Annotated in this window: 22 protein-coding genes; 10 read left to right on the top strand and 12 right to left on the bottom strand. The window is 55.1% G+C overall.

Annotated features, from left to right (window positions below; genetic code table 11):
* Positions 1-152: 152 nt before the first annotated feature.
* Positions 153-2,993: a tetratricopeptide repeat protein gene (locus tag ACMHLQ_RS20035; protein ID WP_415402442.1), complete on the bottom strand. Its 2,841-nt coding sequence runs from the start codon at positions 2,991-2,993 to the stop codon at positions 153-155.
* Positions 2,994-3,035: 42 nt separating this feature from the next.
* On the bottom strand, positions 3,036-3,281 hold the full coding sequence (locus ACMHLQ_RS20030) for a hypothetical protein (RefSeq protein ID WP_415402441.1): 246 nt from the start codon (positions 3,279-3,281) through the stop codon (positions 3,036-3,038).
* Positions 3,282-3,780: 499 nt separating this feature from the next.
* Here ACMHLQ_RS20030 and ACMHLQ_RS20025 point away from each other — a divergent pair, with 499 nt between their 5' ends.
* The 7 genes from ACMHLQ_RS20025 to ACMHLQ_RS19995 all read left to right on the top strand — a co-directional run bounded on the left by ACMHLQ_RS20025 (position 3,781) and on the right by ACMHLQ_RS19995 (position 9,164).
* On the top strand, positions 3,781-4,236 hold the full coding sequence (locus ACMHLQ_RS20025; protein ID WP_415402440.1) for a hypothetical protein: 456 nt from the start codon (positions 3,781-3,783) through the stop codon (positions 4,234-4,236).
* Positions 4,233-4,673 carry a hypothetical protein gene (locus ACMHLQ_RS20020; protein ID WP_415402439.1) on the top strand — a complete coding sequence of 147 codons (441 nt, stop codon included), beginning with the start codon at positions 4,233-4,235 and terminating at the stop codon, positions 4,671-4,673. The genes ACMHLQ_RS20025 and ACMHLQ_RS20020 overlap by 4 nt, the downstream gene beginning before the upstream one ends.
* A 108-nt stretch (positions 4,674-4,781) precedes the next feature.
* The gene (locus ACMHLQ_RS20015; RefSeq protein WP_415402438.1) at positions 4,782-5,810 is read left to right on the top strand and encodes a hypothetical protein; all 1,029 of its coding nucleotides are present in this window, start codon (positions 4,782-4,784) and stop codon (positions 5,808-5,810) included.
* Positions 5,811-5,827: 17 nt separating this feature from the next.
* Complete coding sequence (locus ACMHLQ_RS20010) at positions 5,828-7,105, top strand: hypothetical protein (protein WP_415402437.1); 1,278 nt, start codon at positions 5,828-5,830, stop codon at positions 7,103-7,105.
* 108 nt (positions 7,106-7,213) lie between these two features.
* Positions 7,214-7,519 carry a hypothetical protein gene (locus ACMHLQ_RS20005; RefSeq protein ID WP_415402436.1) on the top strand — a complete coding sequence of 102 codons (306 nt, stop codon included), beginning with the start codon at positions 7,214-7,216 and terminating at the stop codon, positions 7,517-7,519.
* 119 nt (positions 7,520-7,638) lie between these two features.
* Positions 7,639-8,925: a type IV secretory system conjugative DNA transfer family protein gene (locus ACMHLQ_RS20000; protein WP_415402435.1), complete on the top strand. Its 1,287-nt coding sequence runs from the start codon at positions 7,639-7,641 to the stop codon at positions 8,923-8,925.
* The gene (locus tag ACMHLQ_RS19995; protein WP_415402434.1) at positions 8,922-9,164 is read left to right on the top strand and encodes a hypothetical protein; all 243 of its coding nucleotides are present in this window, start codon (positions 8,922-8,924) and stop codon (positions 9,162-9,164) included. Before ACMHLQ_RS20000 ends, ACMHLQ_RS19995 begins: the two co-directional genes overlap by 4 nt.
* Positions 9,165-9,172: 8 nt before the next feature.
* Here the strand turns inward: ACMHLQ_RS19995 and ACMHLQ_RS19990 are convergent, their stop codons facing one another.
* Positions 9,173-9,439, bottom strand: a complete 267-nt coding sequence (locus tag ACMHLQ_RS19990) for a hypothetical protein (protein ID WP_415402433.1) — start codon at positions 9,437-9,439, stop codon at positions 9,173-9,175.
* A 77-nt stretch (positions 9,440-9,516) separates the two neighbouring features.
* Between ACMHLQ_RS19990 and ACMHLQ_RS19985 the strand changes: the two genes are divergently transcribed.
* Both ACMHLQ_RS19985 and ACMHLQ_RS19980 read left to right on the top strand, forming a co-directional pair.
* Positions 9,517-9,954 (top strand): hypothetical protein, encoded by a 438-nt coding sequence (locus ACMHLQ_RS19985; RefSeq protein ID WP_415402432.1) that lies wholly within the window; start codon positions 9,517-9,519, stop codon positions 9,952-9,954.
* A gap of 18 nt (positions 9,955-9,972) precedes the next feature.
* Positions 9,973-10,587: a hypothetical protein gene (locus tag ACMHLQ_RS19980; protein WP_415402431.1), complete on the top strand. Its 615-nt coding sequence runs from the start codon at positions 9,973-9,975 to the stop codon at positions 10,585-10,587.
* A gap of 248 nt (positions 10,588-10,835) precedes the next feature.
* Here ACMHLQ_RS19980 and ACMHLQ_RS19975 read toward each other — a convergent pair whose 3' ends face one another.
* From ACMHLQ_RS19975 to ACMHLQ_RS19965, 3 genes are all read right to left on the bottom strand, one after another.
* Positions 10,836-11,258, bottom strand: a complete 423-nt coding sequence (locus ACMHLQ_RS19975; protein ID WP_415402430.1) for a hypothetical protein — start codon at positions 11,256-11,258, stop codon at positions 10,836-10,838.
* Positions 11,259-11,345: 87 nt separating this feature from the next.
* Complete coding sequence (locus tag ACMHLQ_RS19970) at positions 11,346-14,345, bottom strand: ATP-binding protein (protein WP_415402429.1); 3,000 nt, start codon at positions 14,343-14,345, stop codon at positions 11,346-11,348.
* Positions 14,346-14,794: 449 nt separating this feature from the next.
* The gene (locus tag ACMHLQ_RS19965) at positions 14,795-15,397 is read right to left on the bottom strand and encodes a recombinase family protein (RefSeq protein ID WP_415402428.1); all 603 of its coding nucleotides are present in this window, start codon (positions 15,395-15,397) and stop codon (positions 14,795-14,797) included.
* Positions 15,398-15,549: 152 nt separating this feature from the next.
* Between ACMHLQ_RS19965 and ACMHLQ_RS19960 the strand changes: the two genes are divergently transcribed.
* Positions 15,550-15,897: a hypothetical protein gene (locus ACMHLQ_RS19960; RefSeq protein ID WP_415402427.1), complete on the top strand. Its 348-nt coding sequence runs from the start codon at positions 15,550-15,552 to the stop codon at positions 15,895-15,897.
* Between the two features lie 5 nt (positions 15,898-15,902).
* On the opposite strand, the gene ACMHLQ_RS19955 is transcribed toward ACMHLQ_RS19960, so the two are convergent.
* From ACMHLQ_RS19955 to ACMHLQ_RS19930, 6 genes are all read right to left on the bottom strand, one after another.
* Positions 15,903-16,649: a hypothetical protein gene (locus ACMHLQ_RS19955; protein ID WP_415402426.1), complete on the bottom strand. Its 747-nt coding sequence runs from the start codon at positions 16,647-16,649 to the stop codon at positions 15,903-15,905.
* A 136-nt stretch (positions 16,650-16,785) separates the two neighbouring features.
* Positions 16,786-19,596: an AAA family ATPase gene (locus tag ACMHLQ_RS19950; protein ID WP_415402425.1), complete on the bottom strand. Its 2,811-nt coding sequence runs from the start codon at positions 19,594-19,596 to the stop codon at positions 16,786-16,788.
* Entirely contained in the window at positions 19,593-19,889 is a 297-nt protein-coding gene (locus ACMHLQ_RS19945) for a hypothetical protein (RefSeq protein ID WP_415402424.1), read from the bottom strand. The genes ACMHLQ_RS19950 and ACMHLQ_RS19945 overlap by 4 nt, the downstream gene beginning before the upstream one ends.
* 361 nt (positions 19,890-20,250) lie before the next feature.
* Complete coding sequence (locus tag ACMHLQ_RS19940) at positions 20,251-21,291, bottom strand: betaine/proline/choline family ABC transporter ATP-binding protein (protein WP_415402423.1); 1,041 nt, start codon at positions 21,289-21,291, stop codon at positions 20,251-20,253.
* An 11-nt stretch (positions 21,292-21,302) separates the two neighbouring features.
* Positions 21,303-22,334, bottom strand: a complete 1,032-nt coding sequence (locus tag ACMHLQ_RS19935) for an ABC transporter permease (protein ID WP_415402422.1) — start codon at positions 22,332-22,334, stop codon at positions 21,303-21,305.
* A gap of 83 nt (positions 22,335-22,417) precedes the next feature.
* Entirely contained in the window at positions 22,418-23,383 is a 966-nt protein-coding gene (locus ACMHLQ_RS19930) for a glycine betaine ABC transporter substrate-binding protein (protein WP_415402421.1), read from the bottom strand.
* Positions 23,384-23,471 lie beyond the last annotated feature (88 nt).

Raw genomic sequence — 23,471 nt, 5'->3', positions numbered from 1 at the left:
TGTCTGCCAGCACACATCTTGCGCGAGTGCCAAAGGCGCTCATTTGCGCGAGTACCAAAGGTGCTCGTTTGCATCCTTGCATCTTCGCGATTTCACGCAGTTCTCGTGGCAATGGCAATGCTGAGTGGTGCAGACATCATTAACTTTATTGGTCAGTCTTTTCCCATCACCCTTACATCTGAAGAACTCGACCCTAGGCTCGCAAAGAAACGCTCGTCTTCGTGCACCAAGGATAGTTCCTTGGGGTTCAAATCTTCAGCCAATTGTATATCTCCCCTGATAACCAAGCCTGCTTCATCTCTTGTGAGAACCCTTTCAGTCTGAAGAATCTCAACAAATTCAATTGCATCCAGAGTTAGGGAGGGATCTAGCATCGCTTCTTCCAAGTAAGAACGAGCCACTACACAAGCCGCATCTTTGTTGCCCAATCGCGCAGACTTTTTGAACCATTCGAAGGCTTCGGTCCCACCAGTAAGATCCTGGTCTCTATATCTATGAAGGAATAGGCCAAGATTTCTGCTTTCAAACTCGCCACCTTGGTTAGCAGCCAAACGGAAATAGAACTCCGCATCGTCAATGCGGTTTACGGACGGAAAGTCACCAAAAACGATCGCCATTGCTAAAAGCGTTGTCGAGCAGACATGCCCGCCTTCCGAGGCCTGCTTCAAAACCCGTTGTGCTTCTTCCTTTTGTACAAGCCCTGAGGCTTTTTCTTGAATAAAGTACGCTGCGCCAAGGCAGTATTGCCCGCAATGATTTCCCTGTTCCGCTCCAAGTCGACAGTGCAAAATACCTTCATCCAGTGATGCCTTGGGAAACCATTCAAAGACATGGGCTATTCCAAGAGCCGTATGGCCCCAAGCCGAATTTGATGCAGCACCATCTTCCAACAGCAACCTTGGGTCTTCATTGATTTTCGCGTCTGCCCGGTGGAGAAAAATCATCACGCTCAGATTGGTCTGCGCTCTTGCGTAGCCTTGCTCTGCAGCCTTGCGGTACCACGCAACGGCTGTTTCATAGCTTTGATCAACGCCTCTGCCTTTTTCGTACATCCAGCCTAAGTTTGTCTGCGCTGTTGCGAAGCCTTGCTCTGCAGCCTGGCGGTACCACGCAACGGCTGTTTCATCGCTTGGATCAACGCCTCTGCCTTTTTCGTACATCCAGCCCAAGTCGTTTTGCGCTGTTGCGAAGCCTTGCTCTGCAGCCTTGCGGTACCACGCAACGGCTGTTTCATCGCTTGGATCAACGCCTCTGCCTTTTTCGTACATCCAGCCTAAGTTTGTCTGCGCTGTTGCGAAGCCTTGCTCTGCAGCCTTGCGGTACCACGCAACGGCTGTTTCATAGCTTTGATCAACGCCTCTGCCTTCTTCATACATCCAGCCTAAGTTTGTCTGCGCTCTTGCGTAGCCTTGCTCTGCAGCCTTGCGGTACCACGCAACGGCTGTTTCATAGCTTTGATCAACGCCTCTGCCTTCTTCATACATCCAGCCTAAGTTTGTCTGCGCTCTTGCGTAGCCTTGCTCTGCAGCCTTGCGGTACCACGCAACGGCTGTTTCATCGCTTGGATCAACGCCTCTGCCTTTTTGAAACATCCAGCCTAAGTTTGTCTGCGCTCTTGCGTAGCCTTGCTCTGCAGCCTTACGGTACCACGCAACGGCTGTTTCATCGTTTGGATCAACGCCTCTGCCTTCTTCATACATCCAGCCTAAGTCTGTCTGCGCTCTTGCATAACCTTGCTCTGCAGCCTTGCGGTACCATTCGACAGCTAGTACGTCGTTTGGATCGACCCCTAAGCCGTCTCTATACAGATGACCCGAATTAACTTGAGATGGTAAGTGTCCTAGTTCGGCGGATTTCTGCGTCAAATCCGCCGCTAAATCATAACTTTGGTCAACACAAAGACCAAAATAGTAGAAATCAGCAATCTTGTTCCAGGCGGCTATATGCCCTGCGTCTGCAGCATACTTAGCTTCAGAAAAACCTCTGCAATCATCGCTAGTATCATCGCTATCGACGGCAAGTTCCGCAATTTGCAAAGACGCGCGGCCATAACCGTTGACCTTCGCCTGCTCAAACATCTCTTTTACAATGATAAGGTCGGTTTCGCCTTCCTTGTTGTGCCACAAGTAAAGCCCGTTGAAATACAATGCGAATGGATCGCCAGACTGCAAGTCCTTTTCCAGTCCTAAACGAAAAGCCTGTTCGAAATACTTCTGAGAAAGCGAAGAGTTTCTGGTCATTCGCGTGCCCAGTTCGTACTCTATTCCTAACGCCATGGCAGCGATCGGGTTACCCTGCTCGCTGGAGGCGTGGAGATGCGATATGTAGCTTTCACCATTCTCCAAACGCAGACTTTCTAATGCCAAGTCCAATTCACTCTGCGAGTTTGTGTTTTTGGAAGGATAAACATCTGATGTAACCGTTTGATTTTGTTTAGAAAAAGTCACACCTCCGAGCACGCTCAATAACAATACGGCAAAGACAGATGCAAATTTTAAATTGCGTTTCCAACTAACGTCACCAGTTCCGTTACTCTGATCTACTTCAAAGCCTCCAGGAGGATGACACTTAAACTTGCGAAAAAACGGCACGCCAAATAAGGCAACATCGATTTTGTTCGCTAAGTCTTGTCCCCGTCGATACGAGTGCAAATAGAAATAACTTTCTATCGCCAGGGTTGCTGAAGCGTTCGCTTTCTCTCCTGCACCTGCCCAACTGCGATACAAATTGCGGTGCGCAAACTCAGATGTACCCCTGAAGTCGGCTTCCGTTGTACTCATAACTTTTCCAAAGAAGCTCTTAAGTGCGTCCTCAGCGTCATCTCGGACATCTGAGCACTCCAAAGCAAAACCCTGAAGGTCATTTTCTACAAGCAGTCGCGCGACCTTGTTCCGCATATCTTTTGCAGTTGAGTTCTTGAATGATGATCGCTGGCCTTGCCGAACCTCACCGAAGACCAAGTCCTCAAATTTTTGGAAGTCACTACGTGCCACGGCGGTCCCCAATACTTGCGAATAGTGATGCTAGGCTACGCGCTAAGGCTCAGGTTTGCGAATAAAATCGTCAGTGCGGATGAACTCCCCGCGAATATAATGGTCTTCGTTTATTAGGACGCCAGTTGTCTGATTCCTAGTCACCACCGCAGGGCCATCGATTCTGTGCAGTTGGCCGTTTTCATAGTGCTCTTCTAAAACAACGATACCAGTCTGTGTATCAAATATCTTTCTTGCAGGCAAAATCGGTTGATCAAGCACCCCGTGAAAGTACCAGCGTGTTTCCATCAAGTTTTCATATTCAAGAAGAGCAAACCGCCAAGCTGGGCCGTCAGTTCGATGTAATCGGCCGTTTGTGTGAAACTGCTCTTGAACAAGCTCCCCTGTTTCTGGTGACCACTCTCGCAAGGCGGCGCCATCAAGCCTATGGAGTTTGTTGTTCAGCTTCCAAACCTCCGACGTTCTGAGCCCTGCTTCGTTTCTAGAAACCTTAACTCTATAATTCTCACTTATTACTCTCGTCACACTCAAGTATACCACACTCAAAGAGAAATTACAAAAAAAGCATTGTTATTAATGCACTAGAGGTCTTGAACTGTGGCTTTCTCCACAACTACCGCTCGACTACCCACGCTCTATCGGTGACCTCAAGCCCGCATTGATGGCTTCCTAGGAGTGCACGCCAAAAGCCTGGCTGCACGGGTGGCGCCACCCTTCAAAGCAACTCGAGTAAGGCTGCACGGTCATCCACGACACGTGCGCCTTGCCGCATTGGAGGGCATTCAAAATGCAGCTCAACGGCACTAAAATCTATGGACCACGTCTGTCGCAACTTCATTGCCCAAAGGAGGAAGCATCACGTGCGGCTAAGTCGCGCTTGCTGGGCACGACTGCCAATCAAGTGCGTGATGAAGTGACAAACACTGTTTACGATTGGCACGCTAACGGCGGATTGATCGCTACTGTGGGACGTCAATCAGCCACGATCGACATGGCTCGGCTGGAGTATCGTGGCGAACGGACAGCGTATTCTGTGGATGGGAAGATCATCCTTTTGGGTGACGGTATCGAACTCATTCGTGTCGAAGACAGTTGGAGCAGCAATACACGCCGTACCTGGAACCGGCATTTTGAGAAAATCAATAACCCGTCTTCCAGCAGCGTAGATCGTAGACTGATCCCGGGCCATTTCTGGGAAGAGGTCGCATTGCGGATCATCGAATTCCGCAAGAACTGTAAGTGAAGGCTGCGGGCGGAGCCAGTTTGTTCCGCCCGCATCACGCCCTTTGCTGTGTTGTTTTTCTGATTTTGCAAAAAGACATCTTCCTTTTACGAGGTTTCAGAATGTCGGGTTGGATTTGGACAGCGGTACTGGTCGCAAGTAGCGGCCTTTTGAATGTCACCGGTGTCACTTTGTTGAAACACGCGGCGACCACTGGCTCAAATGTGTCCGCGATTGTCGGAGCCCTTTCATGGTCCTCCACATCTATTGTGTTTCTGATGCTGCTGCGAACGGAACACCCCATTGCGGTCTTGTCCACAGTCACCTCCGCCGCAGGATTCCTCGCCGTGATTGCGGTCGGGTTAGCCTTTGGCGAGATCCTGTCGCTGCGGCAAACGCTGGCCATTGCCCTATTAATCCTCGGCATGGTGCTTCTGGGCCTGCCAGCCAGCACCTGAGCGAATTCCGCCCGGTTCTGTCCCGGCAGCCGCCCTTGGCTCATCTTTAACTGCCCCATCCAAAAAGCCCCGCCATCGCGCGGTGCTTTTTTTAATGGAGGACATGATATGTCTAATGACGACATAACGGAAGATGATCTCGGCGATCCGTTCCGCGGAGCGGGAACGCATATCCGACACCTGATCACCCAGTTGATGCCGATCCTTTTGGCCTCTGCGCTCAAAATCCTTGATGCGGATGAGGGTCGCCGCAAGTTGGTTGATCTGATCACAGCGGCGTTTATGGCCAAGTTCGGCGCGGCAATGAAACGTCTCGAGCGGTTGATCGCGGACGTGTCGGCGGCGCTGGCCACCGCACTTGCCGAGCGTGCCATCATCGCCGCGCGGCTTGCGGAAACACCGCAATGGCTGCCTGCCAGTAAGGCCAACCATGGCCGCAGCGCGGACGCGCAGATTGAAACGCCCTTTGCCGACTGGCAATGGCGGCACCGGATTGAGGCTGTCATTCTGGCGGTCTTGTTGGTTGTCGCCACCCTCGCGGCGCTTTTGACGGCAAAAGCCAATCTCGAGGGCACGGGCCTGCCGATCTTCCAGTCGGGCGCGCTGGTCTGGACGATGTCGGCACTGGCGCCACTGTCGGCCTGGGCTGTCAAATCCATGTGGTCGCATCTGCACCATGAGGGGCTGCGCCGCGCCTTCAGCTATGGGCTGAACATCCTTGCGGTGCTCTGCATCCTGCTTTGGGTGTTGCTCTATGCGGCCTCGTTCCATGGGCTGGATGCGGGGTCAGTCACGGCGGGACTGCTTGACGACCAAAGCTGGTGGGAAAGCACGCGGGCCACGGCGTTTACCGTGGTGACCTTGCTGACAGAGATCACTGTGAGCAGTGTTTTGGCGCACCGCCTCGATAAGCTCGCCGCGTTCTATGCGCCGAATTACTGGGTCGAAAACCCCGAGTACCTGGACCTGCTGCGGCGGCTGGCGGCCTTGGACGCCAAGATCGCTCAGCTGCAAGACACCCTTGGTCACACCGAAGGCGAGCTTGCGGGCTACACCGCGTCACTTGAGGCGCAGATCAACCTTGCTGTGCTGGCCTATGACGCCCGGCGCGGCGAACGCAACGACCCCATCCTTTGAAAAACAGGAGATATCTCATGATTATGTCATTCTTTACGGCTGTCTTGGTGAGCCTTGTGCTTGCCATACCGGCCTCGGCGCGCGACCTGATCTTTGGTCCGTCGCCATATCAGGACCGCGCAGCGGTGCAGGCGCAGGTCGAGCAAATGCTGCTGCACGCGGCCACGCAATTGCAATCGGGCGAGACAGCCCTGTTCTTTGACGCGGCCCATGTGCGGCTGCTGGGAACCTTTGTCGTGCCATCTGGCAAGAACAGCGACAATCCCCGCACACGGCTGCAGGCCAACCGTGCATTGATCGGGGCACTCAAGCCCTTTGTTGATGGTGCTGAGCCTGTGCCGGGGCGCGTCGGGCAGATTGATCTGCCCGGCTTCTTGCGGATGCTGCGCGGGTCTTATGCCAAGACCAACACGGCAGTGGTGGTGATCGGCTCGCCCATTGCCGATGATCCGCGCGCGCCGTCTGTGTCGATGCGTGGGGCACGCGTTCCGGGCGATGGTCACATCGCGGCGACTGCTGGGCAGTCGCCATATGGCACGACTGGCCTGTCCGGCACGCTGGATGGCATGGACTTGTTCTTTGGTCTGATCGGTGCGGAGTGGGCGGTCTCGCCCGCACACGCATTCCAGGTCGAGCGTTTCTGGACGTTGAATGCAGAGGCACACGGGGCGGAGATAGCCTATTTTGGCGATGACCTGGCCACGCTCTATCGTCTCGTTGGGCAGGACGGCGTTGAGCGCACCCATGCTGAGCCGCTGGTGCCGACGGACAAGCTGGAGATGCTGAGCTTTGCGCCCGACAATGGCTCTGTCCCACCGCTTTACCAAGCCACGCCGGAAAAAATAGCTGCACCTGCGCCGATTTGGCAAAACGCGCAGGCCGTGACCATAGGCGCAACCTGGGACCAGAATGTGGACGTTGACTTGTTTGTGCGCCCGTTCCCAAGCGCTGAAGTGATCTACTACGGCAATGCCGATACCCCTGCGGGTCGGCTGTTCAAAGACGTCACCGTACGGCCTGGTACGGCGTTCGAAACTGTGTCTCTGAGTGGTAGGTCTATTGATTTGTCCGCCATGCAGATTGCGCTGAACTTCTATGGTGGCGGAACAGTGTCGTCGGGGGTCACGGGCGAGCTACGCATCGCCATTGGCGAACAGGTTTGGGCGGCCCCGTTCCACATTCCAGCTGCGCGGGGCAACAAGGGCGCTGGCGCAGAGACGGCGCTCGTTGAACAGGTCATTCCCAATGATGCCTGGGTTCTAATGAAGCCGCTGCGCGTGATCGGTGTGGAATAGGCCCACGTTCCGCCCGGGCACCGCCCCGGGCGGCCTTTCCAAAGGATCAAGATTGAGAGGTGCCGCGCGATCGCGCGGCACTTTTTTGTCTTGAGAAAGGGAAATGAAATGGCAGATAAAACGGATTGGGAATTGATCGGACAGATCAACGCGGATGCGCTGCGGGCTTGCGGTGGTTTTGGCTTGGCATACATCACGTGGCAGGGTTTCAGCTCGGAATGGTTTTTCTTCGGTTATATCGCCGCATGCTGTGTCGTGGGTGGTGTGATTTGCACCGTCAAGGTGTTGTTCAATCTGATTAAATTTATCCCTCGGATCGGCAAACGCAAGCGCTTCAAAGCCAAAGGTGCTGATCTCAAAGCAGATGAAATGGCGCAGACATCGGACCTCAAGAAGCAGGGTTTGATGAAATGAACTTTCCTTTTGGCAAAGTGTTGGGCCGTCGCGGTGCATTGGATACCGAAGGTCTGCGCCTGATTGGCCTCAGCGAGGATGATCGTCCCATCCTCGCCCCGAAAGGTCATTCGCTGACCTTGAGCGCTGCGGGTGGTGGCAAAACCACGCGCGGCGCAATTCCGTGGATTTATTCACTGCTGTCTACTGTTCATGACGCCAGCATTCTTGCGCTGGATGCGAAGTCCGGTGAGATCGCGGCGCAACTGGTGCCCATGCTCGTCAAGATGGGTGTCAAAGTCGCGGTCATCGACGATATGAACGTCCGGCCTGAGCTGGCTGAGTGGCGCGTGAACCTCAACCCTTTTGGCGCGGCCGTTGATACGTACCTCCGCAGCCCACTTGATCTCAGCCTGGTGGTCGAAACCATTGTAAACGCGTTGATCGAAAACCCCGCCACCGGGCCGGATCAAAACCAGCATTTTCGGGACATGCCGCAAGACGTGGATGAATTTGCGTTCAACGCACTTGTGCGACGGGACGCGGATACGGCCACACCCGGCGCAGTGTCCGCGCTTCTGAGTGATCCGGAGATGTTGCTGGCGCTGGCACAGATTGAGGCGGATGAGGGCGACGAGGCCATTCAAGCGATGGCGCGGGACATCCTACATATGTCCAAAACCGACAACTGGGGCCAGCACCTTGGCAGCGCCCGCAGGTCGCTCAAACTGTTCTCGCCCGGCAATCGGCTGCACGAGGCGGGACGCGGCGCGACAATGACCCATGCAGATCTGATCCGCGACGGTTACTTTATCTGCCTCATTGGTCCGCAAGCCAATATCAATCGCTTGGGTGTTCTATACGCGCTCCATATCCTCGCGTTCTGCGACGCGCTTTATAACGGCGCGGGCGCTTTGCGGGCGGTTTGTGACGAATTTACTAATACACCATTGAAATCATTGGTAGAATCACTGACAACCCTGCGCGCCTATGGGGCGGAAATCCACATGATTGCCCAGTCCAGATCGGAGATCATTCGACGGTTTGGTGAAAACGAAACAAGTACAATCGAAGAAAACAGTGTTGTAAAACAATGGCTTGGCTTCTCTTCGATTGAAGAGGCCAAGCGCATCTCGGACGCCATTGGCGAACAGCACGCATTGTCCACATCGTTGAGCGGAAGCGGCGCGCCGCAGGAAAACCTCAGCCTGATCAAGCAAAAGTGGCTGAGCCCGGCTGAGCTCATGGCGATGCCGCGTGAGATGCAGTTGGTTTGGATCAAGGGCATTGGCTTTTTTACCTGCCGGACCATTGCCCAGAACCAGATTGGCCCTTTTGCCTCGCTTATCGCCCCAAATCCGCTCGAGGGCGGCACGCTGCCCGCTGATCCTGTGATCACTCTTAAAACACCGGAGGTCAGATCATGAAACTTATTGCACTCTTTGCCTGGCTGCTGGTCCCGCTGGGGCTATGGCTGGCCATCTCCATTTGGGGCACGCCACATTTGGCGCTCAGTTATTCGTTCCACGACAATGGGCGCGTCTATGACCCGCTGGCAGCGCGCCACTACATCAGCTGTGATTGGTGGGGCCTCTCCGGTATCGTTACGTTGCCTGCGGAATACGGGCACTGCCCGTGGGTACGGTTTTTGAAGGGGACGCCATAATGGTGTTCTTATGCAATGACGGTCAGTTCTGGCGCGGTCGCCAAATCGCAGCGAAACGGCAGATCGAACTGGCGCACCAAGGCCTCAAGCGCGAACATTTTGGTCACGGTCATTACCGTGTCCATGTCGGCGACACCAGTGGCCAAGGTGCGATCACAATGCCCGCGGTCGCTGGCGTCATAAAGACCCATTGGGATGATCGCGTCCCAAAAGGCGGCGTAGCCCATTGGGGCCAGCCAGTCTTCCACATCTTCATAGGTCTCAAACCGTCGCATGGCTTCAGTATATCAAATCTGAGGCATCGCACGCAAATTTGCGGAGTAAATCCATGAGCTTATCCACAACAGACGCAGTGCGCGCCATCTTTGAAAGCGCCACCGAGGAGCACCTTCAAAAGTCCTTGCGCACCCCAGAAGATTGGGACCGATACATGGCGATGCGCCGAGAGACCGATGCCCGGTTGATGCAGGAACAAGCTGCGTACAAACGTGATTTTGATCAACGGATGTCCGAGGCCAAACAAATGATCCTGCGCGAAGAACATGGCGTGCATCTGGATAAACCGCTGCCGCCCTGGGCGCACAAACAGTCTGACGCCGACATGTTGGAGCACAAGGCACATGCGCGGGTGCAGGACGATCATAGCAGACGCATCAAAACGATCCGGCGGGATTTGAGTGACCAGATTGTTGATCTGACGGCAGAAATACGCGCCCGGGATGCGCCCGTGTCAGAGCGCACGCTGACGCAAAGTTTTGAGCAGAGCAGGTCTGGACCGACCCGGACCTGAAACGTGGAAGGAAACGATATGAACGACACGGCACAAACCACACCTGAGAATGTCCAAGCGGCGCGCGACAGTTTTAACGGACGCGGTCTGACGGAGGCGCAGTTCCGGGAAGGCTGGGCGATATCTGGCATTCTGCACAACGCAATCCATCATTCCGGAAGCTTCCGCGAGAAGCTGACGGATTACGCGCACGTGTATGCGCGCTCAGACAAGTTCGACGCTTTGCGCGGAGAGGCCATTTTGCGCGACCTCTATCAGGGGCGCTATGGCCAGACGATGAACGCAACACGTGAGGCCTTGCTGAACGCGCAGGACAGTTTGAGCGAGGCATCTCAGGCGCGTATTGTTGAGGCTGCAAACGCCATTCTTCCAATGATCCAGGAGGGGGCAACCCGTCCCTTCTATCAGGCCTATGACGCCGCCGCCGTGGCGCTGTCACAAGACCTTGGCATCACGCAGAATGGGGCCAAGACAATGATAAAAGACGCGTTCAAAGCCCAGCATGGGCGTGACCTTTATGAGGCTGGCAAAGAGGTCGAAGAGGCATACCACAAGCCGGTTCGCGCCGCTGAAATTGCGGAGCGCAAGCAGGAACAGCTTCAGGGGCCGGGTCTGCAACAACGTTTGGGCTAGATCCGATCCGTCAGGTGTTAATGAAGGGCGCCTCCAATAGTAGGCGCCCTTTATGCGGGACTTTTCCGACATTCGATTTCAAAGCTTCACTGACGCACTATTTGTTCGCGGTTGCGGCACTTTGATCACGACGGCGCTGCGTGTGTCACCATCGAAGTTATCTGCAGGCGCTATTAGCCATCGCTTTAGAGTTCGCAGGGTAAAGAGGTGAAAGACTAGTTTTTGTAATTGTTAATTTTTTCGAAAGACTAGAAAATCGCACTTATGGACACATGCGCTAACACAACGAACAAAATGACTTCAAGAACTGCAATTATTAAGAGCCACGTCTCAAACCATTTGAAGATATCTTTCGGCGAAATATCACTTTGGAGGTTTAATAGTCGACCCTCTTCCAAATCATATTCCCTCCAAGTTCTTATATTTATGACACTCAAAAGAAGATAAATAACTAGAAATAACGCAAGAAAAATGTCAGCGATAAAAGTTAAGCTTAGCAGCGATGCTTGTGATAGGTCACCATCGTGGAACATTGCAACAAGAACTAGTACATAGGAGACAAAGCCGAATACTGCGATCTGGAGTTTTTCAAATAGGTAGAAGGTCTTTTGGTTGAGGAACTCTTTTCTTCGATGCACATACTCCAGCCTAGTCTTTTGCAATTCAGTCATAGTACAGCCTCCTGAGCCTCTTCGTCTGGAAATCGAACGAATGCGTCAGAAACCCAAATTAATGTCCTATCGGCGGTTCTTGTATCTTCAGTATTCATCATCATCATGTCGGTGACTTGGCATATCAACTAAACCAATGTTTCGTAAATACTTTGACTTCCACTCAGCCGGCAAATCACTCATCAAAGCGGTATGGGCTTTTGGGTCTAAGGGAATCAACTTGGAGCCGAACAATTCATTCCACGCATGCCATAAGCCCAGGTCGTCGCGGGGAATATCTGACCCAAAGTTATAAAGAGTAACCCCGGAGACTTCCGGAACTGACATTAATTCAACCATTGCGCTCACAGTCTCATTACTCTGTAGATCAGGATCGCTTGAATAGACATCAATTCCATTGCCAAAAAGTCCGCTAAGGTTGTTTCCTGACGACCCTTGATTATCGGCTTTCCAGCTTTGCTTGTGTGTCCTATCAAACCACCGCCAAGCAGAGGCTGGTTCTTGTGACGTAGTGCAATGCCAGTCGATACTGGCAGAAGACCGATGCATTGCAAAGAAACTCTCGACGTACCTATTCAAGAAGCTGGGTTGAAAGACTGTCAAATCAGAAACTGGTGTAGTGCGGAGCGACACATATGATAATCCTTTATATCTTGACTTAGCTAACGAATTATTGATGTTTTTTCTGATGGGATCGTAAGCGGCCGATAGGTCTCTAATTCGCTTTGTAGCCGCACTGCCCCCGCGGCCGCGAAGGTTGATTTCGAGTATGCGTTCGCCCAAGAAAGGTGTGATGCACAAGGGGCAAAATCCCCGTTCATCATATGCAAATGTTTCGTGGACCGCTTCTTGTAGCTGCTCGTTCCACTGAGCTCCTTTCAGCGGCCGACTGAATCGTTTTGGGGGTGAGCGAACTTCGTCAAGAAACTCACCTAGTCGAGCGTTCCAAACACAGTCTTCGATTTCAGAAACAAGGTGATCTGGAAGTGTTGCGGTGCTCCTCGATAGATCAAAACTAATTTGTCTCCAAGGATCATGGACGCTCACGCAGACCTGACCTCTCGGACTATAAAATTTGCTACGAAAAGTGAGACTCGGGACAACTTTTTCAACTGTAAACCCGTTGATAAACACCTGTGAAATCGGGTTCGGGTTTCCATGGCTACCAACGTGAAATCGACCGAAACCTTCGCAGTTTCCACTTACCCAGTTCTGAGGGTTCTCCTCATTTTGCTTGGGCAACAAAAATGAATGTGACAAGGGAGCCGCGGCATCATCCTCGTCATGAGCATGCACTTTCGCTTTCATTCCAACCACTGGGGAGCCACCAAAATAGGTTGGCGACAGCAAGAATGTGTCTAGGCTTTCTGTCGGTGTTGAATTGTCCTCCCTTTCGATAGTCACTGTTGTGCCAACATCGAGACCGTCGCAGTAATTTAGATCAACGGATTTGTCTCCATGCTTAAAGCTAAAACACAAGCCACGATTACTTTCAAAATGACGTGTTCGAACGGTGATCTTTGACCCGATCAGAAAGGCGGCAAGAATGCCAATCCCAAAGTAACCCGTTCTAACGAGATGGCTAGGTCCTTCACCTGGATTAAATGTCTTTTTCCATTCCTCAGAGAATCTCGATGATGAACCCACCCTGAAGAAAAAATCCCGAACCGAACGTTCATTCATACCAACGCCATTGTCGCGAACCTCCAGAATTTTTATGTTATGGTCCGCATCTCCCGTAATTGTAACTTTTACCTCTGGTTGATCAACGCTAGACCCCTTGCAAGACTCGTCAAATTTCGGGCAAATAGACCTGCGTGTGTTTACCGCGTCTACGGAGTTTTGTATCAATTCTCGCAGTCCAAAGACTTGGTTGCCTTGGTATAGAGGTCTTACAAGCAACTGCACGATGCGACTATCGTCTACGGTGATTTGTGCCGGGCGGTTTATGAACTTTGCAGCTAACCCGCCGGAGTGCATGAACCCCAAGCTTGACATAACAGCGCGGCGAAATGTAAGTCCCGAGAGCGCAAACTGGCTTTGATTGAGATGCCCTTTAGAGCCATACGTTTCTCCGAGCACAGCCCAAGTTTCGTCAAGTTCTCTTTGGAAATTTTCAATAAATTTTTCGAATCTATAGTGTTGAGATGGGCTTGCGGGCGCAAACAAAAATTCGATTGTTTCGGGGTCACTGCCGCTACGGCGAAATTGCACTGAAGCTTGGTTCAACTGCCATTCTGCGACCGCCTCAAGGTCATCTATCTTTCTCAGCTTTTGCCAGAATAGCGGCGCTCTCTTGTAACCAATGTCCATATAGTCTGAGATCCGCAGAACTGCACAGACAAAAGCAAAGTGAACACCAAAACTTTCATGACCTCGATCATACAAAGCTAACTTGTCAACGGTTTCTCGGATTGGGCACCCGTGACTCAGTGCTACCATGCCAGCATTCTCTAGAAGCTGGTCGACTAGTGAGTCTTCTTGTTTTCGAAGTGTCACTCTCCCGTTCTCACCAGGGAGACCGTGCCTTGCGAAATCCAGTGCTAGCTCATGATGATGTTGACGTATGAATTCGGCGGCTACAGCGGTATCGTCTGTTGTCCACTCAAAGTCCGGCGCAGTTGGATCTCTGGAGACTCTGCTACGGTATGACGAGGGAACATCGGCGCCAGCATAAAGGTCATGTTTTAAAGCAAAAGTAAAGTCGTTCCAAAGATCAGACCAGGTATTAGCGTGGCTGTTTTCGTTGGAAGCAACGGGCTCAGTGCTAGCTAAAAGTGTAACGAAACAGCCCTTGCTTAAGAGCATTGCACTGTCGTGAAGAAGTGCTGCAACCAGTAAGCAGCAGATGTCTTTCGAGGTAGTATTCTGCCAGCAGGCTTCCGAAATTACCAGTTCGGCATTGGCGAGCACACGGTTTACATGCGATATACTATGATCAGTATAACCGTGGAAGAAATCAGTTTGAATGAAGGTACCAAACCAATTCTCAAATTCTTTCACAATGCCTTTTGCTGCAAATGCTACCTCTTCAGCTTCATGTAGCTTTTCCTTGAGCTTGACAGGAATTGATAGTTTTGCGTACAAACTCTGGCTTCGTCTTCAATGCAATGAATCGGTTTCTTACTGTCTCCAATCTACCTTGATGATGTCAACAAGTGCACTGTTCCGGAAAGAATTTTTTTGTGCAGCGCTGTCTTTCACGGAGCATGAACGACAGATTTTTGATCCATATGACTGCACGACCTCCGTTGCGATACTAACATTTCTTACGCTGCATGCATGCGCAGCATGAAACAACTATGTCCGGGTTGGGCTCTCACCCGACCTTCTCTGCGCATGGCATGAAGGACCGCAGTGCGTTGAGTGAGCAGCCTGACAACGCCGTTTTCGGTTTTCAGACTAGTGCCACTGGTCCTGCGCCCATGCCTCAACGGTTCGCAAGAACTCTGTCCTGATGTCAGGGTCTCGTATGGCAGCATATGCGGCCAGCAACCGAAACACCTCCTCTTGGGTCATTCTATAGATACTGGTGTTCATGGGTCCTCTCTTTCTTTTGGTGTGATCGGGTAGTTGAGCTGCAAGCGGTGGAAACCGCGCTGTAGCGTGAGACGGGACACGCCCAGCAATGCGGCGACGTATCGACAAGGCAGATCTGCCTCAACCATCCACGCGTGGGCCCCGCGCACGGTGGTGTCGGTGAGACGTGCTGGACGGCCAAGGCGGACACCGCGTCGGCGGGCTGCTTCCAGCCCCTCCATGGTACGTCTGCGGATGATCCGGCGTTCCAGTTGGGCGGCCAATGCGAGGATGCCGTAGACAAAGGCCCCTTCGTCACTGCCCGTGTTCAGCGGAAAATCCAGTATCTCAAAGCGCACGCCCCGCGCGTCCAGCTGTTCTGCCGTCAGAATGGCGTCGATGGCGCTGCGAAAGGCGCGATCAATGTCGACAACCACAAAGGTATCTCCGGCGCAGAGTTCTTCGAGCAAGGCATTGAACACAGGGCGTTCTGTTGCGACGGCGGAGATGTATTCGATGCGCAAAAGATCGCAGTTGTTCTCCAACTGCATGACCTGTCGGTCGACATGCTGTTTATCGGTGGAGACGCGAATATAGCCGATGCGGCGGGGTTTGGGCATGCGGGGTGATCGAAAACCATCCCTTTCGATCAAGCTGTTTTGAGCAGGCTCTGTGGCCGCATGCGTTTGGCGCGCCCTTGTATTCCTTAGCTCTTTCTTTACCGGATTACCGGACTCTCGTATAGCCACCACTTGAACAAAAACCATGGATTATGAACAACATAGCGACGTGGTGTGGCGCAATGGGCTTGGCGGTGGTCAGCGCATTCTGTCCACAGAAATCTGCGGCAGAGACATTTACCGGGGCCGAGTTTTTGACCTGGCCCGTGGACGGTCAGGACAATTACATCGGCATTGCCGTGACGACGGCGTCGCTGATCGCAACGCGGGTCAATCCGTCAACCGGGCAATGTCTGGATACGTGGTATGCTGCCAGTGAGGATGTGGCTGCAATGCGGGATGCGGAGATCCGCGCGGTGATTGCCCGCAATGCGGAATATCATCCAAGCGCGGTGATTATGCTGGTTCTGGAAGGCGCATGTGGGTCATTTGCGCCGTGAAAGACTCACTTGAGCACCATCGGAACTGAGATTGCTGCTGCCGTTTCCACAATAGGCGCATCTATGGATGCGCTGTCCTGCTCAAGTGAGATGTTTGCGGGATTGAGCCGTTGAATGCGATCCAGATCGCGTCTGAGGTCATCCAAAGACATCGCCGGATCCTCATTGTCGTAGCGATTGCGCATGTCGCCCAATACATCGTTGCGATAAGTGCCCCAGTCCGCGCGCTTGTCTTCCAGAGCCTCTCTTTGGGTTTGGGCCGCAAAGTAGTCTTCGGCGCTTGGCGCATCATCTGGCCATATGATGCCCTCGGCAATCGCGGGATCAACGTCAGAGCCGTCTAGGTAGACGACGCGCCCGTCCGCATGTTGAAACACGGGGCGTCCATCTGGATCACGGGCGGCACGCGTCTCCAGATCAGCAATCATTTGGTGTGCCGCTTCAAGCTGGCGCTCGATCATTGCAAGCGCAGTATCAGCTTCGGTCTCGGCAGTGCGCAACCTGTCGCCAAACGCGATGTAAAGCGCTGCATATTCCGGGTCGCGCATCAACTCTTCGAGGGTGCGGCGGGTGCGCTCGCGTTCTGCCTTGCGCCGTTTGCCATCGGGCGAACGGTCATCATTGGGGCTTAGGAATTTGCGCATGCGGCCTGTATCCGCGCCGCTCATCTCATTTTGCAGATCGTCGAAGTCGCGCTGGCGTTTGGCCGTAGATAGTTGTTTGGAGATGTCTTCGTCGGTGTAATCACGCATGGCGACCTGCCGTTCTACGCACGCTGCTGTGCGGGTCTGGGCACCGCAACCACCAAGCTTCACCAAAATACCGTAACACACTCAATTCCATACCAAATAGTATACCGCAAATGAGGTCACTCGTGCAAATTTGCGGTTACAATCCCAACTGGAAACCTGGCCGCTGTTTGGGTGTGGATTGAAGCGTCGGTGCGGATCGCCACGTGGGACGATCTTCTTCGCTGACATACAGGCGCATGTCGCGGCGATGCCGTGTCAAAGCCACGTAAGTCAGAGGATCATCCATGCTGCGCGACGCCAACACATAGGCCTGATCCACGGTCACGCCCTGGGATTTGTGGATCGTGACGGCATAGCCATGATCAAAGGATCGGAATTGAAGCGGGTCAAACGACACGCGACCGCCATCATCGAGATCAACCGTGATCTTGGATGCGTTGGCATTGCGCACCGTGCCGATCATCCCGTTCTTGACCCCGATGTCACGATCATTGGCAGTAAAAACCATCCGGTCGCGCGGCGCAAATGCACGCGGGCCTTGGTCGGTGCTCAGCAACACACCGTCATCCAGGTCTCCGGCGTACTTCAATGTCTCGCGTACCGATTGATTGAGCGCGTGCACATCGCGACGGCGATGCGCCAGGATCAGGCGCGAGGTCTCCGGTGTTGTTGCGCGATCCGCCAAATAGTCTTCGGTCAGCTGCGCGATGGCGCCGTCGCGGGATGGCGTTGGCATGACGCAACCTTTTGCAGCATAGCTGGCCACCGCCTCATGAATGCGCCCCTTTGCCAGATCATTTGTGGCATCTTTTTGCCATGCCTCTTTCTGTCGATGAATCTCAGACAGCCACGCCGCACCGTGGCGCGCGATCAGGCCGCGAAACGGCTCACCCGCTTCAATCGCGGGCAATTGGTCTGGATCACCGACCAATACCAGTTTTGCGCCGATCTCATCTATCTTGTGGGCAATTCGGTCGAGTTGTCGCGTGCCCACCATGCCAGCCTCATCCACAACCAACACGTCACCCGGTTTGATCGGAGCGTTGCCGTTGGCCCAACTGAGTTCCAGGGACGCAAGTGTCCTGCTGGCAATGCCAGAAGCGTCTTGCAATCCTGCGGCGGCTTTGCCTGACAGTGCCGCACCATGCACCGTAATCCCGGCGTTGATCCAAGCGTCATTGGCCGCGGCAAGGATTGTGCTTTTGCCCGTGCCTGCGCGCCCCACAACCATCGACAAGCGCGCCGCATTGGTCATGGCGTGAACCGCGTCCCGCTGTTCATCGCTGAGCGCTGCACCAAATTGGGCCAGCACGCGGTTCTGGGTGGTTAGGGCCTGCGCGATTTGTCGGTGATTTGGCGCTTTGCTGGAGCGCGCCAAAAGGCTGCGGGTGGTTGATTGCAGACGCGTGTCTGCCTGAACGTAATCGCGTGTTGTATAGCGACGTTCCTTTCCTTCAATGCGCACCAGATCGGGCGCGGAGAGGACGGCCTTTTTGGCTGTCAGTGCTGAAACTGGGTCGGAAAATATCTTGGCCAGAGGGCGGCTGATGTCGCGCTCGCTGAAGGCCGCCTCGAAGTATCCAAGGCGCTCCAAAAGACGGACGGGCGCCGCTCTGATCTCGGCATCGGTCACCGGGCCTGTGGCTTGAGGTGCCAAAAAGGTCTGTCTTGGATCGGCGGGCGTTGTGCCTGCAAACTGATCCTTCAACCCGCCTTTGAGCGGCGGTGCCGCACCTGTCAGCCGCGCGACCAATGCGTCACGCTCGGCGCGAAAGGCATCCACAAGACCAAAAGCCTCGCGTCGAAGCGCTGAGCGTTTGGCTTCAAGTGCGCGGCGTTCGCTCAATTGGCTGCGCCGCAGGTCATGCCATTCGGTGGTATGAACGGTGTCAAGCCCGGCTTTGAGCGCCCGAAAATCTCTATGTCTTTGACCGGATTTTGTGATGTGATCCCACAATCCAGCCAGACCGCCACGGCTTTGCATGATCTGCACCTTGGCTTCTGCCACGGTTTTGGTCTGCGCGACCTTGAGCGCCTTGCGTGCTGCGCGGTGGGATTTGATTTGCGCCTCACTCTGCGTATCGAGCGCGCGCCGTTGCGTGGACAGGTCAGCACGGACCTCGCGTGCAGCCTGCGCAAACCGCGCTGTCGCGTTTTGAGCAAGCTTTGCGCGGGCGGTCTCAACACCGGGCAGATCATCGGCTTCGCCGAGCTTGGAGCGCACCTCTTTGGTTTTGAGACCCGCGGCACGAGGCACCGCAATGATCTGGCCATCGGCGGTGACAACAACGTGGCTACGCCGATCACCGCGCGCCAGTGCAAGCCCGTGTTCAGACAGTGCTGCTTCAAATGCAGCACTGCTGTCACTTAAGTCCCAGCACTGCTTGATCAACTGCTTTTGGTCGATAGCATTGCGCCCCCGCCGTTTGGCAGCTTGCCATTCGGCAAGTGACACACGGTCTGGCGAAGCGTGTTGGTGGTCATCAAAACCTTTGGGCAGTTCAAACCCATGTTCCAAAAACAGGGCGCGGCTGATGCTCATCAGCTTGCGTTTGTAATGGGAGAGGTTTTTGGCGGTCATCGTCTGGGCATCGATCCGCGACCAGACAATATGCACATGTCTGCGCCCGTCTTTCTCATGAAAGACGATCGCGCGCGGGTGGCCCGTGAGGCCATGCGCGCGCTCGATTTTGTGGGCAGCTGCCCGGAAATCCTTGTCGGTCAGCTCCGCACTGCCCTCGGGCGGCGGATTAACAGACACGCTGAAATAAGGTTGCACGCACCGCGTGCCCATGGAGATTGCGTCGATCTCGGCAAATGCACCCGCCAGATCATCGCTCAGAAACCCGCGCAACTGGTGCACCGTGATGTGGTCGTTGTCCTGCGTGTTCAACAGGTGCAGCGCCAAAGCCCTGCCACCACCGCGCTGGTTGCCTTTGAGGATCATGGCGCTTTCCTGAGCGCTTGCATCAGCATTGCGCGCACGTCCTGTAGCAGCTCAGCACAAGCGCTCAGGGTCTCGGCGGTTCCGGCGTCGGCGGTGTCTTTGTCAGTATCCTGTTCTGCGTCTTTGAACGACTGAACCAGAGGATGCACCGACAGTCGCGCGAGGATTGCCGCCAAAACACGCTGATCTGCTTTTGGACGGCGCAGTGGCTTGGCACGCTTCGTCGCTACATCCGTCAAAGCAGTCGTCCGCACAAAGGCACTCAAAGCCTGATCACCCGCCTTGGCCTGCAACCGCGCATACTCCTCCGGCGTGAACCGGATCGTCAGGCGGTGGTCAGGTTTAGAAGGCATGGCGTCTCGGGGTCAGAAAATGAAAAAACCCGCCGCTCGAAAACGAGGGCGGGTGGTTTGGTTGTGTTGGAAAGTGGATGCGGTGGCGGGCGTCAGGCGGGCGGATCAGCGTCGCGCATCGCCTCATCCACAGGAAAATCAGGCAAAGTTCTCAATAGTGCTTCCCAGCGCTCCAGCTCAGTGAAAAACTCATTCCAATGTTTCGAACTCGCTCCGCGATGCTCCACCACTTACTCCCATGTCACTGCTCCGACGTTTGGAAAGCGCAAAACACCCACGCGCCAACGGCGCATGGCGGCAACTACCGCACCGCGTCGCGGGTTTCTGATGTACGCGGCACCAACGCCTTGACCAGATCCTTCATATCCAGCTGGCCCACCGCCTCGCCGTTTTCCATCACACGGCAAATGTGGCCGGTGTCTCCGTCCGACTGCGCAATCAGCTCCTCAAGGTTGCTGTCCACGTCCACATCCCCGTCGAATTCGCCGGGCGCGAGCGGTTGCATCACCGACCGGACGCGCAGCACACGCGCGCGGTTGATGTCGCTGACAAAGTCCTCGATGTAGGGGTCGCACGGGTTCAGAAGGATGCTCTGTGGCTCGCCCTGTTGCACCACGGCCCCGTCCTTGAGGATCACAAGGTGGTCGGCCAGCTTCAGCGCCTCATCCAGATCGTGGGTGATGAAGATGATGGTCTTTTGCAGCTCTTTCTGCAGCTCAAGCAGCAGGTTCTGCATATCCGTGCGGATCAGCGGGTCGAGGGCGGAAAACGCCTCGTCCATCAGCATGATATCGGTGTTCGCGGTCAATGCGCGGGCGATGCCGACGCGTTGCTGCATCCCGCCCGACAGTTGCGAGGGATAGCGATCCTCGAACCCTTCCAGCCCCACGCGCGCCAGCCATTTGCGCCCTTCGGCATCGCAGGTGGCCTTGTCCGCGCCCTGCACGCTCAGCGGCAATTGGGCGTTTTCCAGCACCGTGTTGTGCGGCAGCAGGGCGAATTTCTGGAACACCATCGACATCTGCTTTTGTCGCAAGTCGCGCAAGGCGCCCTGCCCCAACTTCATCACGTCCTGCCCGTCCACCAGGATCTCGCCCGCCGACGGGTCGATCAGTCGGTTGAGATGGCGGATCAACGTCGATTTGCCCGACCCGGACAGGCCCATGATCACCGTGATCTCGCCGGGCTGCATGTCCACATTGATGTCGCGCAGGCCCAGCACGTGCTGGTGCTGATCCAGCAGCGTGGCCTTGTCCATGCCGCCCTGAACATGCGGTACCATCGCTTTGTCGTTGGGGCCGAAAATCTTGTACAGCCCACGGATGGAGACTTTTGCGGTCATATCCTGCCCCCTCATTTCGTGCTGCGCTGGGTGTCAACGCGGTTGAGCGCCGCCTTGGATACACGATCAAGCATTACCGCAAGCAGCACGATGCCAAGGCCCGCAACGATGCCCACACCCAGTTCGAGGTTGCGGATACCGCGCAGAACCAGCACGCCCAAGCCGGGGGCCGAGACGAGCGAGGCGATCACGACCATCGCAAGGCTCATCATGATGGTCTGGTTCACGCCCGCCATGATGTTGGGCAGCGCCAGGGGCAGTTCCACCCGCGTCAGTTTCTGCCACGCCGTGAGGCCAAAGGCATTGGCCGCCTCGATCACGTCCTTGTCGACCAGCCGGATACCCAGATCGGTCAGGCGGATTACCGGCACGATCGCGTAAAGGATGATGGCAATGCCATAGAGCTTTGATTCCGTGACCGAAAACAGAAAGATCAACGGGATCAGGTAGACGAATGTCGGCAGGGTCTGCAGCAGATCGAGGATGGGCACGATGCTGCGTTGCGCCGTGTCGGATTTCGACATGCCGATGCCGATGGGCACGCCCAGCGCAACCGATAGCCCCGTACAGACAAACACAATGGCAAGGGTCTGCATCGCGACCTCGTAATGGTCGATGATGCCGAAAAACAGCAGAACAAGGGCGACAAACGCGGTGACGGTGCGCGACCGGCTGACCACCCAGGCCAAAATGATCAACGCAGGGATCATCACCCACCACGGCGCGGATTCAAACACATAAAGCGCACCGTCCAGCATCCAGCTGAGCGGTTGCGTGATCGGGTCGAGGACGAATTTCAATTCAGAGCGGATCGACAGGAACCCGGCCTCCAGCCCCTCGGTCAGATCGCGGGTCTGGGCAATGGCGGCACAGCTTTCGTGCAACTCGTCCAGCGACGGAAAGGGCAACCCGCCCTCTTCTTCCGCCCCGTCGCCACCCGCCTGCGCCAACAGCTGTGCCATCGACATGGGCGCGTCCGCCTTGTCGGCATCGCACCAGTCACGCAGGCCAAGGCCGTCAAAAAGTGAATCGTAGCGCGCCATGATCGTCCCGGTTCTTTGCGACCCGTTCGGGGGTCTGTGTTATGGTGCCCCCGCGCCGCAAACCAGCGCAGGGGCGTTTCAGGTTACTGAAGCAGCGCCGACAGCTTGGCGCGTGCGTCGTCGTTCAGCCAGCCGCCCCACGTGTCCTTGTAGGTGGTCAGGAAGTAGACGGCCGCCTCTTCGTAAGACGCCTGATTGGTTTCCTGCCAGGCCAGCACCTCGCCCATCTGGGCGTTGGTAAAGGTGAGATTGCCCATCAGGGCCGCGGCCTCTGGCTCGCGATCGACAAAGGCCTGGGTGGCCGCCGTCACGACGTTGGATACAGGGTACGCGGACAGACCGGGTGTGGCGCAATCCTCAAGCCCGTTGCAGGTGTGCGTGTCGGCGTCATAGGCAGGCATTTCCACCTGTACCATCGGGTACTTGCCCAACACGGATGTGGGGGCCCAGTAGTAGCCGAACCAGGGCTCCTTGGCCTCGTAAGCGGCGGCAATGGCGGTCGCCAGCGTCTCGCCCGAGCCGTGCTGGAAGCGTTCAACGCCCGCATCGGCCAGCCCTGCGGCCTTGAAGTTGTTGTGGTTGGTCACGTCACAGCCCCAGCCCGACGGGCAGTCGTGAAAACGGCCACCGACCAGTGTCGGGTTCGCCTTGATCCCGTCCAGTGTCTTCAGTTCGGGATGCGCTGCGGCCAGATAGTCGGGGATCCACCACGCTTCGACACCGCCATCCGACAGCACCTTGCTGAGTTCGACCAGTTTGCCCTCGGCGCGCAGGTCTTCGTAAACCTCGGTATAGCTGGTCCACAGCTCGGTCAGGATATCCGGCTCGCCCGTTTCGGCAACCGACGCCATGGCAGGCACGGTTGTCGTCGGCACAGTGGTCACGGCACAGCCATATCCCTGTTCCAGCAGGAACTTGGCGACATAGGTCACAACGGCAGACGACGCCCAATCCATTTCGGTGATCGACACCTCACCGCAATCGGCAGCGGCGATCGAGGCCGCGCTCGTCCCCATCATGAGGGTGGCGGCAAATGCGAGTTTCTTCATTTTCTATACTCCCTGTTCTGGCGAAATTTTCGCAGAAAACACGCCGTGTGATAGCCCCAAATTGCAAGAAGGTAACAGTCCAAAATCG

The organism is Tateyamaria algicola, assembly GCF_047715485.1.
In the GTDB taxonomy this organism is placed as follows: Bacteria; Pseudomonadota; Alphaproteobacteria; order Rhodobacterales; family Rhodobacteraceae; genus Tateyamaria.
Note: the sequence above shows the minus strand (reverse complement) of the source record. Positions and strands in the feature narration are given on the sequence as shown.